The organism is Pseudomonas sp. P4_C1 (genome assembly GCF_056402155.1).
Map to the genome: position 1 here is coordinate 18,266 of NZ_JBFUHY010000023.1, position 14,746 is coordinate 33,011.

A 14,746-nucleotide genomic window follows, 5' to 3' on the forward strand; every position below is an offset into this window, starting at 1 on the left:
GATGCTGTTCCTTGTCTTTGTTGGGCATCAACCCTTTAACGCGCCGGCAGTGAGACCGGAAACGATTCGGCGCTGGAAGATCAGCACCAGAATCACCAGTGGGACGGTGACCAGCACCGATGCAGCCATCAACAACCCCCAAGGCAATTCATGAGGGCTGCCGCCGGAAATAAGGGCGATGGCGACCGGCACCGTGCGTTGGGTGTCGGTGAGGGTGAAGGTCAGGGCAAACAGGAACTCGTTCCACGCGGCGATGAAGGCCAATAAGCCCGTGGTGACCAGTGCGGGCCAGAGCAGCGGCAACAGCACTCGGGTCAGCGTGACCCAGGGGGACGCGCCATCCATGATTGCCGCTTCTTCCAGTTCATGGGGCAGTTGCCCCATAAATGTGGTCAGCACCCAAACGGTGAAGGGCAGGGTGAAAATCGTGTAGCTCAGGATCAACGCCCAGGACGTGTTGTACAGGCCCAACGCGCGGATCACTTCGAACAGCCCCGACAGCACGGCGACCTGGGGAAACATCGACACGCCAAGCACCATCATCAACACCGTGCCACGCCCACGGAACTTCACCCGGCCCAAGGCATAGGCGGCGGTCAGGCTGAGGAACAACGCCAGCGTCACCACACACAGCGCAACCACCAGCGAGTTACCGATGGCCCGCAGGAATGAGGCTTGGTGGAGTACCGCCGAGTAATTGGAGAAATCGGGGTTATCGATCCAGTAGCTCACCTCGAACAAGGCGCTGGATGGCTTCAACGACGTCACGATGGCGTAGTAGAAAGGGAAAACCGCATACAGCAGCAATACCCCGATCAGACACCAGAACCCGAGGCGCAACAGCGTTTTTTTCAGCAGGCGCGGGCTCATGAGCGGACCTCCAGTTGACGGCGTCCGAGGTAGAGATAAAGCATGGCGATGACCGCAACCACCAGAAACAACAGCGTCGAGGCTGCGCTGCCGTAACCGACGTCCTGGAACTCCACCAGGTGCTGGCGGGCATACACCGACATGCTCATGGTGCTCGACGAGTTCGAGGTCAGCACATAGATCACGTCGAATACCCGCAGCGAGTCGAGGATGCGGAAGATCGCCGCCACCAACAAGGCGGGCATCAGCAGGGGAAGCGTGACACGCCAGAACACCCTCAGCGGATGAATGCCATCAACCCTCGCGGCTTCGTAGCAATCGCTCGGCAACATCTGCAAGGCCGCCAGCATCAGCAGCGTGACAAACGGCACGGTCTTCCAGACGTCGACGAGGATCACCGCCCACATCGACAGGTCCGCATCGGCCGTCCAGGCCAGGGGCGCGTCAATCAGGCCGAGGCTCAGCATCATGTGATTGATGATGCCGAACTGGTCGTTAAGCATCCATGACCAGATCTTTGCCGAGACAATGGTCGGAATCGCCCAGGGAATCAGAATCATCGCACGCACGAGGGAACGGCCGGTGAACTTGATGTTGAGCAGCAACGCCACCAACAGTCCCAGTACGACTTCCAGTCCCACCGACACCACGGTGAAATGCAAGGTGTTGCGCACCGCGTTCCACCACTGAGGATCGACCAGGATGCCCGACCAGGTGGAACCGTTGCGGAACAGATAATTGCTCAGGCCGATGAAGGATCCGCCACCGGTGTCCGACAGACTGGCGTCGGTCAGGCTGAACCAGAATGTGCGCAGTAGCGGCCAGGCTGCCACCAGGGCCAGACACAGCAGCATCGGTGTCAGAAATAGCCAGGCGGCGCGTACTCGGCGACGTTGTACGGGCGTTTCCCTGGTGAGCAGGAGCTCGTCGCAGGGGGCAGTAGTAGAGACAGACATGGTGATTTCCTTCCTTGTGGCTTACCAGTTCCGGCGTTTGATGCGCGTGAGTTCGCTTTCCAGTTCGGCCAGCGCCTGATCCACAGGCAACTCGCCCGCCAGCACACCATGCACTCGATCGAAGAACGCATTGGAGACCCGTGGATAGCGATCGGCAGTGATGGAGGCGGGGCGCATGACCCCATCGTTGAGAATGCTATGGAGCTGACTGTAATAAGGCATTGCCGCGAGCAATTCGGGATCCTGATACAGCGACTCGATCACCGGGTTATAGGCGGCAGCCAGAGCACGATGTTTTTGCTGTTGGGCACTGGTCAGGTAGCTCACCAGTTCTGCGGCAAGTTTTGGATGGGCGCTGTAACGCGACACCGCCAGGCCCCACCCACCGAGGGTGGAGGCATGGGTACCGGTCTCGCCGCCACGGGGCAGGGGAGCGACGCCGACTTTGTCTTTTACCGCACTGTCCTGGCTTTGCACCAAGGCCCAGACATAAGGCCAGTTACGCATGAACAGCGCATTGCCCGACTGGAATACGCCACGGCCTTCCTCCTCGGTGTAGTTGAGTACGCCACGCGGGGAGATGTCTCCTACCCAGCTTTTCGCCAGGGTCAATGCCGTTCTTGAGGCCTGGTTGTTGACCACGATGTCGCCTTGCGGATTGACCAGCCCGCCTTGCGGTTGGCTGCTGATCCACTCCAGCGCATTACACGTCAGGCCCTCGTAGGCGCGCCCTTGAAAGATGTAACCCCAGGCATTGGGGTTCCCGGCGTTGCGCTCGGCCTGCTGAACATCCCTGGCCGTAGCGGTCATTTCCTCCCACGTCTGGGGAACCTGCTGGTTGTACTTCTCGAGCAAGTCCTTGCGGTAATACAGCAGGCCCGAGTCGGTGAACCACGGCATYGTCACCAGCCGTCCGTTCACCGTGGCGTTATCCACTTGTGCCTGGAAGTAGCCCTGGGTCGCATTGGCAGGAAGCACTTCGCGCAGATCCATCAGATGTTTGGCCAGCATCCCTGGCCACACCATATCGATCTGAATGATGTCGATGTCGGAGGACTGCGCACTGAGGATCTGTTGGTAGAACGACAACCTCTCGGTTGCCGAGTTAGGTGTTGAGACCACCTCGACGTGGTTGCCGGTCTGTTTGGACCACGCCTCGACAGCCTCTTTGCAGAGTTGTAGCTCCGCACCCACCGCGCCGCAGGAGATCGTTAAATCGGCTGCGCTCGACAGGGACGGAAGCCCGACACAAAGGGTGAGCAGTGCTGCTGGAAGGACAGATTTCAGCTGTTTCATAAAGCCCTCTTTATTTTTGTTTTTAGAAAAGTTAACGTTAACATCGCCAAATGTAGCAGCGTATTAGCGATGAGGCATCCTTTTTTTCGTCGATTGCGACAATTCGCAACTCACGAAAAATGGCCGGTCGCGGGAACGACACAATAAAAACAAAACAGGAAATTCACATGCAGAAAGCATCAAGCTGGCTACTCGCAGGCGTGCTCGGCACCTCAGCGGTAACCTCTCAGGCCGCGACTCTGGAAGAACGCATGGCCGCGTTCGAAGCCCGTGCCAGCGCCGCGGAAAAGCGTGCAGCCGCAGCCGAGCAGCAAACCCAGGCACTTGCCAGGGAATTGCAGCAGATCAAACTCGCCACTGCTCCCTTGCAGCCCGCCGCGTCTAATGCGGCAGTAATTTCGGCGCCCGCTTTGGATACCCGACTGGCAAAACTCGAAGCCCGTCAGCAAAGCCTGGAGAAAGAGGGCAGTACCGGACACCTCACTGATGGGTTCAGCTTCAACGGCTACGCCCGCTCCGGATTGCTGATCAACGATCGGCTGGGTGGTGGTCGTGGCGGCCCTTATACAACTCCTGCCGGTTCAGTCGGTGGTGCAGTCGGGCGACTCGGTAACGAAGACGACACCTACATGCGTATAGACCTGTCGAAAGAAAGCTATGCGCAAAACGGCACCCGTTCCAAATTCACGGTCTCCATCGCCGACGGTGTGGAAAGCACCAATGACTGGACGGCCGACGAAAGCAAACTGAACGTGCGCCAGGTATTCACAGCGCTTGACCATGTCGCTGCGTTCAAGGGCAATTCAGTGTTCGAGAACGCCACCCTGTGGGCAGGCAAGCGATTCGATAGAGATAATTTCGATATCCACTGGCTGGACTCGGACGTTGTCTTTCTGGCCGGCACCGGGGGTGGAATCTACGATATGCAGATGAACAAGAATTGGCGTTCGAACTACTCTTTGATCGGGCGTAACTACGGGGATTTCAGTCAAGGCGATCTTAGTGCCGATGTAGAAAGCTACATCCTGACCTCCAACCAGTTCTTCGAGGATGGTCAGTGGCAGTGGATGTTCAATGGCATCGGCGCAAAGAAAAACGATTTCGGTACCMGCACCAATGCAGCGGGTTTGACGCCTGCGGATTCCGGCTTGCACAGCATGCTGGCCAATCACCAGAAAAACTTTTTCGGCAGGGAAGGCTTCTTCAAAACGGCGCTGCTCTATGGGCAAGGTCTGGGAGCCGAGGTCAAGAACATCGGCTCGGATGGCGAACTCATCGACGATGCCCGCGCTCTGCGTCTGGCACTTTACGGTGAGACACCCCTTGCGCCTGACTGGCGTATCGGCCCCAGCTTGCTGGCCGAACAGAGCAAGGATAGATACGTCAAGGGTGACGACTACCGCTGGCTGACCCTGAACGTGCGTTTGGCCAATAAAATCAACAGCAATTTCGAGATGGCCTACGAAATAAGCTGGCAAACCATGAACCTCGACCCGAAGGACTATCTACAACGTAATGCGGTCGACGGTAACTTTTGGAAGTTCACTGTCGCCCCGACATTCAAACCTGAGGTTGGAGATCTTCTCACACGTCCCGAATTGCGAGTGTTCGCAAGCTTCATGAACTGGTCTTCGGATCTGGACAAATTCAGTACCACAGACTCCTTTGGCATGACGGACTTCAAAGCCGGAGGTGTATGGCAATACGGTATACAAATGGAAACCTGGTTTTAATATTTGAACGTGTTCGGCCAACATCTGCTTTGAGGTTGGCGATGAGAACTTCTCTGACTTCAACAAACCCTGCCTTTCATCAAAGCGCATTGAGTAAGTGATTACCGGTCTGATCTGATCAGCCAGCAGTTCCCTACGACAAAATATTGAGGAAATGACGATGGTATTGCCTCGCGCAATAGTGTTTGGCGAAGCCCTGACCGATCTTGTCCAAGGCACTCCCGGACAGTGGAAGGGCTACCCGGGTGGTGCTCCCTGGAACGTTGCACGAGCGCTAAGTCGCTTGGGTGTCAGCAGTGCTTTTGCTGGGTCGGTGAGCATGGATTCACTGGGTGACGAGATAGTTTCGCAGTCGGAAGTGGCAGGATTGGATATGAGGTTTATCCAACGGGTAGACCGAGATCCTTTGGTTGCCATCGTTCCATCGAGCCGTCCCCCAAGATACTTTTTTGCTGGAGATGCCGATCTGTTTTTTGATCCGGATCTGATGCCCGAAGGATGGATCAACCATGCAGAGCTGTGTCATTTCAGCTGCATCAGTTTGGCTCGACAGCCACTGGCAGACAGGCTGGTTAAAATTGCTCAGCAGGCCAAAAAAGCCGGTAAACGGATTAGCTATGATCCGAACTGGCGCAATTTAATGGATAGCCATTATCGGGAGCAGACCTTCCCTACGATGACCACCCTTGCTGACATGATTAAGCTTTCCGATGAAGACCTTCGGCAAATTTATCCAGGGCTGACAGAACACCAGGCAATGGATGAGCTTCGCGCTCTTAATCCTCAGGCGCAGATCCTTTTTACCCGAGGAGAACACGGGATGATTCTCCACACCCCGGACAGCCAACTCGATCAGCCGGCGATTGCCGTGAAGGTGGAAGACACGGTTGGAGCAGGAGACGCTTGTATGGCTGGTTGGCTGGCTGCGCAGTTGCTGGGGATCGTGGACTTGAGAGAGCGCCTGCAATTTTCAGCGGCTTGCGCATCCATATCTTGCCGCCATGCCGGAGCCCATGCTCCAGCGCTAGCTGATGTGGAAGGTTTGCTGCAGCTGCTAAAACATACTTGACCATGGTTGCCGGCGCCGGGGAGTTGTCTAAGTAAATTCGGCAGTTCTTCGGTCGGAATGATCTTCACCGGTATACGCGCGACCTTCTCGGCACCGCGCAATTTTATGCCGGTTTCAACCTTGCCCGGCCCAGTGACGATGTGTCGGGGCTCCACCATAGGTCTCCATCTTTCAAGGGTATGTCCCCAAACATCAGGCAAGAGCTGGGCCAACCCGCGCAAGGCCCATTGGCAGGGGCGAGAGAGGATGGGAGGTGGCTGTTGTAACGCCTTGCAGCTGTAAAGGCCTTTACACCGCTGCTGCCAACGGCGGGAGTGACTGCTATTCAAATCAATGGGTTAGTTTGTGGCATTGGGTGTGCAGCAGGGAATGTGTCAGCACGAAGCTGGCCAATCTCGTACAACAACAAGTGAGACCCTCATGACCCACAAGAACAACCTGAATGACGCTCTGCCGGGAATGCGCGGCATGCAGCATATCGGCATCACGGTGCCTAACCTGTCCGAGGCTGTTGCCTTCTTCGTCGAGGTGCTTGGCTGCGAGCCATACTTCACCTTTGGCGAGTTCCGTTTTGAAGACGACTGGATGGAGCGGCACCTCAATGTGCATCCGCGCGCGTCTATTCGCGACTTCCAGATGGTCCGATGTGGCAATGGCACCAACCTGGAAATTTTCGAGTACACAGCTCCCGACCAGAGTCGTCGGTTGCCCCGCAACAGCGACGTCGGCGGGCACCACTTGGCGTTCTATGTGGACGACATGGAGGCGGCGGTGGAGTACCTGCAGTCTCGTGGCGTGCAGGTACTGGATACTCCATCGACCTTCACCGATGGCCCGGCCAAGGGCCTGACCTGGGTGTACTTCCTGGCGCCTTGGGGGTTGCAGCTGGAGCTGGTGAGTTTCCCGGACGGGATGGGCTACGAGAAAGGCGTGACGCGCCTTCTCTGGGACCCGCGCACACCTGAGCACTGATTCGACTTGAAAGCCCGGCCGGCCCGGCTCGGGCCGGTTACGGGCGTTTGAAACTATTGGTTTAGCTGTCCAGGGCGTTGGGAGGAACGATGTTGTGAAGCTTCATCCAGCGATATAGGGTCGGGCGCGACATGCCGAGCTCGCGTGCCGCGGCGCTGACATTCCAGCGTTGCCTGCGCAAGCAGTCCTCGATTTCGCGTGCGTGGGATGTCTGTTGTTCCTGCACGGGAACCGAACTCCTGGCCTGTCTTTGATTGACGCTTGGCAGGCATTCTTCGGGCAGGTCGTTCACAGTGATTTCATCCGTCTCCGCGGTGGCCAGCGCGTACTGCAACGCATTGCGCAGCTCGCGGATATTGCCTGGCCAGGCGTAGCCGAGGAGAGCACTCATGGCGTCGCCCCGGATTCGTGCGGGACGTTGGCGCTGTTCACAGAGCTCTCTGAAAATGCGTTCTATCAGGTAGTTCCTGTCGGCCCGTTCGCGCAGCGCCGGCAGGCGCAGGATCGCGCCATTGAGGCGGTAGTAGAGGTCTTCGCGGAACTCGTTTCGTTCAATCAACTGCCGCAGGTCACGGTGACTGGCCGCGATGACGCGGATATTGACCTTGATCGGTTTTTCGCTGCCCAGTGGCATCACTTCCTGCTCGGCAAGCACGCGCAGCAGCCGCGTCTGCAGATGCAGCGGCATGTCTCCGATTTCATCGAGGAACAGTGTGCCGCCATCGGCCTGCTGGATCAGCCCTCGCATACCCTTGCTGCGTGCCCCGGTGAAGGTGCCTGGCTGGTAGCCGAAGAGTTCGCTCTCTATCAATGACTCAGGCATTGCCGCGCAGTTGATGGCGACGAAGGGGGCCTTGCGCCTGTTGCTGCTGTCGTGCAAAGCGCGGGCAAGGCGTTCTTTGCCGGTACCGGTTTCGCCATTGAGCAGCAAGTTCAGCGGCTCGTTGCACAGTCGCTTGGCGCGAGCGAGCATCTTGCGCATGGCGGGGTCATCGTCGGAGAGCTCATCCAGCGGGCAGCGTTCCTCACTCGAACGTTGAGCTTGAGGGGCAACGGGCGTTCGGCTGGGCTCCATCAACGCGGCATAGAACAGGGCGTTTTGACGGTGGGTACGGAACGCGCGTACCTGGTCGGGGCTGGCGCGGGGGATGCCGAAGATGTCTTCAGGTTCGCAGTCGAACAGATCCTGGATACCGATCCGGCGCGCCAGTGCCGAAGGCCGCTCCGGCAACTGCAAGCCACATTCGGCGAGCAGTACACGGGCCGCGGTATTCGCCGCCAGGAGACTGCCATCCCCGGCAATCGCCAGCAGGTACTGGCGATTGATCAGGACGAACTCGCGGGAACGGTCGAAGCAGAGGATATGAGCTTCACGGTAGCGGCGCAGGAAGTAGGCATCCTCGATCATTCGTGCGTACTGCTTGACCAGTTGCAGGGCGAATTGCTGGGAGTCCTTGGAAGGTGGTGAATTCAATGCCGAGATATCCAGCACGGCCAGCAGCTGCCCGTGAGGATTGAAGATGGGCACTGCGGTGCAGGTCAGGGCGATGTGATGGGCGCTGAAATGATCATGGTGGTGGCAGGTCAGCGGCAGTTGCTCCTTGATACAGGTCCCCACCGCGCAGGTTCCTGCGTGGTTCTCGCTCCAGTCGGCGCCGAGGTACAGGCCAGTCTTGCGATGCGCCGCCTCATCCAGTGGATCGCCGAGGAACTGCACGGTGATCCCCCGGCTATCGGTGAGGAGAATGACGTACCCCAGCTCGGCGATGTGGCGGTACAGCTGCTCGACGCCTGCACGGGCCACGTTGATCAGCTCGTCCGCGTGGTCCTGGTGTTCCCGCAATACCTGACGCGGAACAAACCGCRGTGGCGCGGGCTTGGCCGGATCCAGACCGTAATCCTGGATACAACGCTTCCAGGACCGGGTGATGATGGACTCGTGCCCAGCGTTATCGCTGGCGTAGGACAGCACAGTGTCGATGTGCAGGCTGGGGGTCGAAAGGGTGCTCATGCGGCCTCCCGGACACGGGATGAGGGGCCCGTGACGATCTTGTTCTTGTTTGGCATCAGCACGTGGGGGGGCGGGCTGGCACGGTTGCAATCACATTACGAGTTTAGCCCTGCGCTGTCACTTCCCTCGTTGATCGCGGCTGGACCACCGCCGGAAGACCGGTAAATGGTCCCCCTTATTTGTTGGCGGTGCCCGGCAATGCCGCCGCTGCGATCTCGCACTCAGTTCAGGTATCGCCAGCCTTTACGTATGTAAAAGGCTTGGACGGATGCTTACAGGTGTAAAGCCTTCGCTTTACAGGTCATGCTCGAAAGATGTTTTTTTTGAGTGCTAAAAAATCATTTAAAAACAGTAAGTTAGGATCTGTTTTTGGCATTGGCACACAAGTTGCCCCTTCACTATCGAAGGGGCCGAAAAGGCACCTGGACTAATAACAATAACGTCGGCCACACCTGTTCCCACCTTACAGGCGTGCCGGCAAAAGCCTGGAGCTCTGCCATGCATGACTCTTCACCCCTGAGTGGCCCTCTGAGCCGTCGGCGCTTCCYCAGTCTTTCGGGGCAATCGGCCCTGATCATCGGCGCTACCGCCGTTTTCAGCCAGCTCATTCCCGTCACCGCCATCGCCGACGACGTGTTGCCCCGGTTGCCCGCCGGGCTGCTGCAGATGGGGCGCGATATCTATCCCCATGACCGGCTCGGCGATGCACCGTATGCCAAGTCGCTGGTCGAGCTGCTCGGTAAACACCCGGACCTGGTCAACGATGGCTTGAAGGCCCTGCAGGGGCGCGCCCGCGCCACACAGGGGCGGCCTTTCGAAGAGATCGTCAGCGAGGACGATCGCGTCGCTCTGCTTCGCGAGATCGAGACTACGCCGTTCTTCCGCGAAACCCGCAGTGCGCTGATGTTTGGCATCTACGACAACAAGACGCTGTTCCCACTGTTTGGCTACGAGGGCTCGTCGGTGGAGAAAGGTGGCTATATCGCGCGTGGCTTCAACGACCTCGACTGGCTCTGATCAGTCTTTTCTTCGCGGCTCCATCCATTCCAACAATGAGGGTTAACCCCATGGCAGCGAAATACTCCCAGGACGACAGCGATGTCGTCGTCATCATTGGCTCGGGCGCCGGCGGCGGGACCCTGGCTCACGCCTTGGCCAAGCAAGGAATCCGTACCGTGGTGCTGGAAGCCGGCAAGCGTTACGAGATGTCCGACATCGAAAACGATGAGTGGGCCATGTTCAACAAGATTTCCTGGCTCGACAAACGCATCGCCACCGGCGGCTGGGACGTGGCGCGCAACCACCCGAACCTGCCGGCCTGGATCGTCAAAGCGGTGGGTGGCAGTTCCGTGCACTGGGCCGGCGTGGCCCTGCGCTTTCGCGACTTCGAGTTTCGCATGCGCACCGAGAACGGCGATATCAAGGGCGCCAATGTGCTGGACTGGCCAATCAGCTATGAGGAGCTGGAGCCCTGGTACGTCAAGGCTGAGAAGCACATGGGCGTGACCGGTCCAAGCACCGGAATGCCTTATCACCAATGGCACAACTCCTTCAAGGTCCTGGCCACAGGCGCCCAACGCATTGGCTACAAAGAAATCCAGTCCGGCCCGATGGCGATCAACACGCAGCCCTATGACAGTCGTCCCGGGTGCATGCAGATCGGCTTCTGCATGCAGGGCTGCCGCATCGGCGCCAAGTGGTCGACCCTCTACACCGATATCCCCCGCGCCGAGGCTACCGGCAACTGTGAGGTGCGTCCGCAGAGCATGGCGCTTCGCATCGAACATGATGCCCGCGGCCGAGTCACCGGGGTGGTTTACGCCGACGCCGAGGGCCACCAGCAGCGCCAGAAGGCCAGAGTGGTGTGCGTGGCCGGTAACTCCATCGAGTCGCCGCGCCTGTTGCTCAACTCCGAGTCCTCGATGTTCAAGGACGGCCTGGCCAACTCCTCCGGTCAGGTTGGGCGCAACTACATGTGTCACACCACCGCAGGCATCTACGCAGTGCTGCCCAAGCCGATTCACATGTATCGGGGCACCACCTGTGCCGGAATCATTTCCGACGAGTCCTACAACAACACTTCGCGGGGCTTCGTCGGTGGCTACCGGCTGGAAATCCTGTCCCTCGGCCTGCCGTTCATGTCCGCCTTCCTCGATCCGACCCCGCAGGGCTGGGGCCGTGCCTTCGCTTCGCGGATGGAGCGTTACGACCATATGTCCGGCGTGTGGTTGTGCGGTGAGGACCTGCCCATGGAGAGCAACCGCATCACCCTCCACGGCGCCGAGAAGGACCAGTACGGCCTGCCCGTCCCGGTGGTGCACAAGGACGACCATGCCTTCGACACCGCCATGCGTAATCACGGTGTGGAGCAGACCCGCAAGTGCTACGAGGCGGTCGGTGCCACCGAGGTGATCCGCCTGCCGTCTTACCCGGCCAGTCACAACATGGGCACCAACCGCATGAGCGCCAAAGATTCCGACGGCGTGGTGAACAAATGGGGCCAGAGCCACGACATTCCCAATCTATTCGTTTCTGACGGTAGCCAGTTCACCACCAGCGGCGGGCAGAACCCGACCCTGACCATTGTCGCCCTGGCCCTGCGCCAGGCCGAGCACATCGGCGCGTTGATGAACCAGCGCGCCCTCTGAGGAACCAATCCCATGACCACGCCCAGCAAAGCCCAGCGACTGTGGATGCTCGAGCAGATGCTCGTCAGCCGTTACCTGGAAGAGTCTATCGAACGAATTTACATGGAAGGCAAGACGCCTGTATTCAACATGGCCAATGGGCCAATTCCCGGTGAGATGCACCTGTCCAACGGTCAGGAGCCTTGCGCCGTCGGTGTCTGCGCCCATCTCGCGGTGGAGGACATCGTTACCGCCACCCACCGCCCGCACCACATCGCCGTGGCCAAGGGCGTAGACCTGGACGAGATGGTCGCCGAGATCTTCGGTAAAAAGACCGGCCTGTCTGGCGGCCGCGGCGGCCATATGCACCTGTTCGACGCACGGGTGAACTTCTCCTGCTCCGGCATCATCGCCCAAGGCATGGGCCCTGCGGTTGGTGCTGCGTTATCGCGCCAATTGCAGGGTAAGTCCGGAGTCGCCGTGGCCTACCTGGGTGAAGGCGCAGCGAACCAGGGAGCCTTCCACGAAACCCTGAATCTGGCCGCGTTGTGGAAGCTTCCGGTGGTCTTCGTCATCGAGGACAACGCCTGGGGCATCTCGGTGGCCAAGGCCTCTTCGACTGCCATCGAGCGCAACTACCTGCGTGCTGCCGCTTATGGCATGCCCGGCGTGTTCGTCCCGGGTAACGATGCCGATGCCATCTTCGCCGCGGCCGGTGAGGCCATTGCTCGGGCCCGTGCCGGTGAAGGGCCGAGCCTGATCGAGATCGAAACTCACCGCCTGGCCGGCCATTTCATGGGTGACGGCGAAACCTACCGTCCTGCCGGCGAGAAGCAAGCCCTGCTGGCGAAGGACCCGATTCCGGCTTACCGCCAACGCCTGTTGGATCTGGGCGTGCTGGACGAGGTCGGCGCCGCCGCCATTGAAGAACGTGCCCGGGGACGCGTCGACGCTGCGGTGCAGTTCGCCCGCGACAGTGCCTATCCGGCACCGCAAGAAGCTCTGGAAATGGTGTTCGTGTGAACGGAGCCCGCCACAACAACGACAAGAAGGAGACCGACATGTACCGACAACCGACGATGAAGGCCGCAGTTTGGCATGGCCGACGCGACATCCGCCTGCAGGACGTTGCCTGCCCCCCGCAACCTCAGGCGGGTTGGGTGCAAATCCGTGTGCAATGGTGCGGCATCTGTGGCTCGGACCTGCACGAATACCTGGCCGGGCCGGTATTCATTCCCACTGATACCGCCCATCCGCTCACTGGCCTCAAAGGGCAGTGCATTCTCGGCCACGAGTTCTGCGGCGAGATTGTCTCCGTGGGGGAGGGGGTTCAGAACTTTGCAGTAGGTGAGCGTGTGGCCGCCGATGCTTGCCAGCATTGCGGCAAATGCTGGTTCTGCCAGCAGGGCCGATACAACCTGTGCGAGAACCTCGCCTTCACCGGATTGATGAACAACGGTGCGTTCGCTGAACTGGTCAACATCCCGGCAAATCTGCTGTACCGCCTGCCGGAAGGTTTCCCGGCAGAGGCCGGCGCGCTGATCGAACCTCTGGCAGTTGGCATGCACGCGGTGAAGAAGGCCGGCAGCCTCCTCGGCCAGACAGTGGTGGTAGTCGGCGCTGGAACCATCGGTCTGTGCACCATCATGTGCGCCCGTGCCGCGGGTGCAGCCCGGATCATCGCTCTCGAAATGTCCACGGCGCGCAAGGCGAAGGCGCTTGAGGTGGGGGCCACCGAGGTGCTTGACCCCAGCCAGTGCGATGCCATTGCTTCGGTGCGCGAACTGACAGATGGATATGGTGCCGCGGTTTCCTTCGAGTGCATCGGCCACAAGACCACTGCCAAGTTGGCTATCGATGTCATTCGCAAGGGCGGGCGCTGCGTGATGGTGGGCATCTTCGAGGAACCCAGCGAATTCAACTTCTTCGAAATCGTCGCCACYGAAAAGCAGGTCATTGGCGCCTTGGCCTACAACGGTGAGTTCGCCGATGTCATCGCTCTGATCGCCGACGGCCGCCTGGACGTCACTCCGCTGATCACTGGGCGGATCGAGCTGGAACACATCCTCGAGCAGGGCTTCGAGGAACTGGTTAACAACAAGGACCAGAACGTGAAGATCATCGTCAGGCCGTCCGCGCCTGCCGCTGCCAGTCACTGATCCCATCGACGGAGGAAATCAGACATGTCTGCAACAATCAAAGAACGCAAACTCACCGTCGCCCGCGCCATGGCCGAGGCGATGGCCCAGGAAATGCGCCTCGACCCACGCGTCTTCGTGATGGGCGAGGACATTGGCCAACTCGGCGGGGTGTTCGGCAACACCCGTGGCCTGCATGAAGAATTCGGCAGCGCGCGCATTCGCGATACGCCTATCTCGGAAACCGCCTTCATCGGCGCTGCCGTGGGCGCGGCCTCTGACGGCATGCGTCCGATTGTCGAACTGATGTTCGTCGACTTCTTCGGCGTCTGTATGGACGCGATCTACAACCTGATGGCGAAGAACACCTACTTCTCCGGCGGCAAGGTCAGCGTGCCCATGGTGCTGATGGCATCCACCGGTGCCGGCTACTCCGACGCCGGGCAGCATTCGCAGTGCCTTTACGGCACCTTCGCTCACCTGCCAGGCATGAAGGTGGTGGTGCCGAGCAACGCCTACGACGCCAAGGGCCTGATGACCGCCGCCATTCGTGATGACAACCCGGTCGTCTACCTGTTCCACAAGTCGCTGCAGGGCATGGGCTGGCTGGGTACCGAAAAGGGCGCCACGGTGGCTGTACCGGAGGAACCCTATACCGTGGAGATCGGCAAGGCGAAGACGGTCCGCGAAGGCAGTGATGTCAGTATCGTCAGCCTGGGTGCCGGCGTGCATCACGCGCTGCGCGCTGCCCGGCAGTTGGAGCAGCAGGGTGTCAGCGCCGAAGTCGTGGACCTGCGCAGTCTGGTGCCGCTGGACCGTGAGCACGTCATCGCCTCTGTGCGCAAGACCGGCCGACTCATCGTTGTCGACGAGGACTATCACAGCTTTGGTGTGAGCGGCGAAATCATCGCCAGCGTCGTCGAACACGACATCGGGATGCTCAAGGCGCGCCCGCAGCGAGTGGCTTTCCCCGACATTCCGATTCCTTTCACACCGCCTATGGAGCAATGGGCGCTGCCTTGCGCAGCAAAGATCGTTGCGGCCTACCAGAACCTGAAGAACGAGGAATAACAA

The 14,746-nt window shown here is 59.5% G+C and carries 12 protein-coding genes and 1 pseudogene; 8 read left to right on the forward strand and 5 right to left on the reverse strand.

Features of this window, described 5'->3' with window-relative positions; translation table 11 throughout:
- Window positions 1–27 precede the first annotated feature (27 nt).
- Genes AC1DU9_RS15405 through AC1DU9_RS15415 form a run of 3 tightly spaced genes read right to left on the reverse strand, consistent with a single transcriptional unit; the run spans window position 28 to window position 3,122 of the window.
- Window positions 28–870 carry a carbohydrate ABC transporter permease gene (locus AC1DU9_RS15405; protein ID WP_223458766.1) on the reverse strand — a complete coding sequence of 281 codons (843 nt, stop codon included), beginning with the start codon at window positions 868–870 and terminating at the stop codon, window positions 28–30.
- Window positions 867–1,826 carry a carbohydrate ABC transporter permease gene (locus AC1DU9_RS15410; RefSeq protein WP_223458769.1) on the reverse strand — a complete coding sequence of 320 codons (960 nt, stop codon included), beginning with the start codon at window positions 1,824–1,826 and terminating at the stop codon, window positions 867–869. The genes AC1DU9_RS15405 and AC1DU9_RS15410 overlap by 4 nt, the downstream gene beginning before the upstream one ends.
- A gap of 21 nt (window positions 1,827–1,847) precedes the next feature.
- Complete coding sequence (locus AC1DU9_RS15415; RefSeq protein WP_223458771.1) at window positions 1,848–3,122, reverse strand: ABC transporter substrate-binding protein; 1,275 nt, start codon at window positions 3,120–3,122, stop codon at window positions 1,848–1,850.
- Between the two features lie 167 nt (window positions 3,123–3,289).
- Here AC1DU9_RS15415 and AC1DU9_RS15420 point away from each other — a divergent pair, with 167 nt between their 5' ends.
- Together AC1DU9_RS15420 and AC1DU9_RS15425 are read left to right on the forward strand one after the other, a co-directional pair.
- Complete coding sequence (locus tag AC1DU9_RS15420; protein WP_477810438.1) at window positions 3,290–4,855, forward strand: carbohydrate porin; 1,566 nt, start codon at window positions 3,290–3,292, stop codon at window positions 4,853–4,855.
- Between the two features lie 160 nt (window positions 4,856–5,015).
- Window positions 5,016–5,924, forward strand: a complete 909-nt coding sequence (locus tag AC1DU9_RS15425; RefSeq protein ID WP_223458775.1) for a carbohydrate kinase family protein — start codon at window positions 5,016–5,018, stop codon at window positions 5,922–5,924.
- 38 nt (window positions 5,925–5,962) lie between these two features.
- Here AC1DU9_RS15425 and AC1DU9_RS15430 read toward each other — a convergent pair.
- A pseudogene (locus AC1DU9_RS15430) lies at window positions 5,963–6,082 on the reverse strand (lipoyl synthase); the annotation flags it as partial.
- A gap of 262 nt (window positions 6,083–6,344) precedes the next feature.
- Between AC1DU9_RS15430 and AC1DU9_RS15435 the strand changes: the two are divergent.
- Window positions 6,345–6,896 (forward strand): VOC family protein, encoded by a 552-nt coding sequence (locus AC1DU9_RS15435; protein ID WP_477810439.1) that lies wholly within the window; start codon window positions 6,345–6,347, stop codon window positions 6,894–6,896.
- A gap of 61 nt (window positions 6,897–6,957) precedes the next feature.
- Here the strand turns inward: AC1DU9_RS15435 and AC1DU9_RS15440 are convergent, their stop codons facing one another.
- On the reverse strand, window positions 6,958–8,907 hold the full coding sequence (locus AC1DU9_RS15440; RefSeq protein WP_477810440.1) for a sigma-54-dependent Fis family transcriptional regulator: 1,950 nt from the start codon (window positions 8,905–8,907) through the stop codon (window positions 6,958–6,960).
- 498 nt (window positions 8,908–9,405) lie between these two features.
- Between AC1DU9_RS15440 and AC1DU9_RS15445 the strand changes: the two genes are divergently transcribed.
- The 5 genes from AC1DU9_RS15445 to AC1DU9_RS15465 are packed head-to-tail and all read left to right on the forward strand — an operon-like array spanning window position 9,406 to window position 14,743.
- The gene (locus AC1DU9_RS15445) at window positions 9,406–9,924 is read left to right on the forward strand and encodes a gluconate 2-dehydrogenase subunit 3 family protein (RefSeq protein WP_477810441.1); all 519 of its coding nucleotides are present in this window, start codon (window positions 9,406–9,408) and stop codon (window positions 9,922–9,924) included.
- 50 nt (window positions 9,925–9,974) lie between these two features.
- On the forward strand, window positions 9,975–11,555 hold the full coding sequence (locus tag AC1DU9_RS15450) for a GMC family oxidoreductase (RefSeq protein ID WP_223458784.1): 1,581 nt from the start codon (window positions 9,975–9,977) through the stop codon (window positions 11,553–11,555).
- Window positions 11,556–11,567: 12 nt separating this feature from the next.
- A complete protein-coding gene (locus AC1DU9_RS15455) occupies window positions 11,568–12,557 on the forward strand; it encodes a thiamine pyrophosphate-dependent dehydrogenase E1 component subunit alpha (RefSeq protein ID WP_223458786.1) in 990 nt (329 codons plus the stop codon).
- A 56-nt stretch (window positions 12,558–12,613) separates the two neighbouring features.
- Window positions 12,614–13,693 carry a 2,3-butanediol dehydrogenase gene (locus AC1DU9_RS15460; RefSeq protein WP_223458992.1) on the forward strand — a complete coding sequence of 360 codons (1,080 nt, stop codon included), beginning with the start codon at window positions 12,614–12,616 and terminating at the stop codon, window positions 13,691–13,693.
- A gap of 24 nt (window positions 13,694–13,717) precedes the next feature.
- A complete protein-coding gene (locus AC1DU9_RS15465) occupies window positions 13,718–14,743 on the forward strand; it encodes an alpha-ketoacid dehydrogenase subunit beta (RefSeq protein ID WP_223458789.1) in 1,026 nt (341 codons plus the stop codon).
- The last annotated feature ends 3 nt before the right edge of the window (window positions 14,744–14,746 follow it).

What these genes read in the sequence shown, in the direction of transcription:
- AC1DU9_RS15405 (WP_223458766.1), bottom strand. Translation starts at nt 870, where the DNA reads ATGAGCCCGCGCCTGCTGAAAAAAACGCTGTTGCGCCTCGGGTTCTGG.
- AC1DU9_RS15410 (WP_223458769.1), bottom strand. Translation starts at nt 1,826, where the DNA reads ATGTCTGTCTCTACTACTGCCCCCTGCGACGAGCTCCTGCTCACCAGG.
- AC1DU9_RS15425 (WP_223458775.1), top strand. Translation starts at nt 5,016, where the DNA reads ATGGTATTGCCTCGCGCAATAGTGTTTGGCGAAGCCCTGACCGATCTT.
- AC1DU9_RS15435 (WP_477810439.1), top strand. Translation starts at nt 6,345, where the DNA reads ATGACCCACAAGAACAACCTGAATGACGCTCTGCCGGGAATGCGCGGC.
- AC1DU9_RS15450 (WP_223458784.1), top strand. Translation starts at nt 9,975, where the DNA reads ATGGCAGCGAAATACTCCCAGGACGACAGCGATGTCGTCGTCATCATT.
- AC1DU9_RS15455 (WP_223458786.1), top strand. Translation starts at nt 11,568, where the DNA reads ATGACCACGCCCAGCAAAGCCCAGCGACTGTGGATGCTCGAGCAGATG.
- AC1DU9_RS15465 (WP_223458789.1), top strand. Translation starts at nt 13,718, where the DNA reads ATGTCTGCAACAATCAAAGAACGCAAACTCACCGTCGCCCGCGCCATG.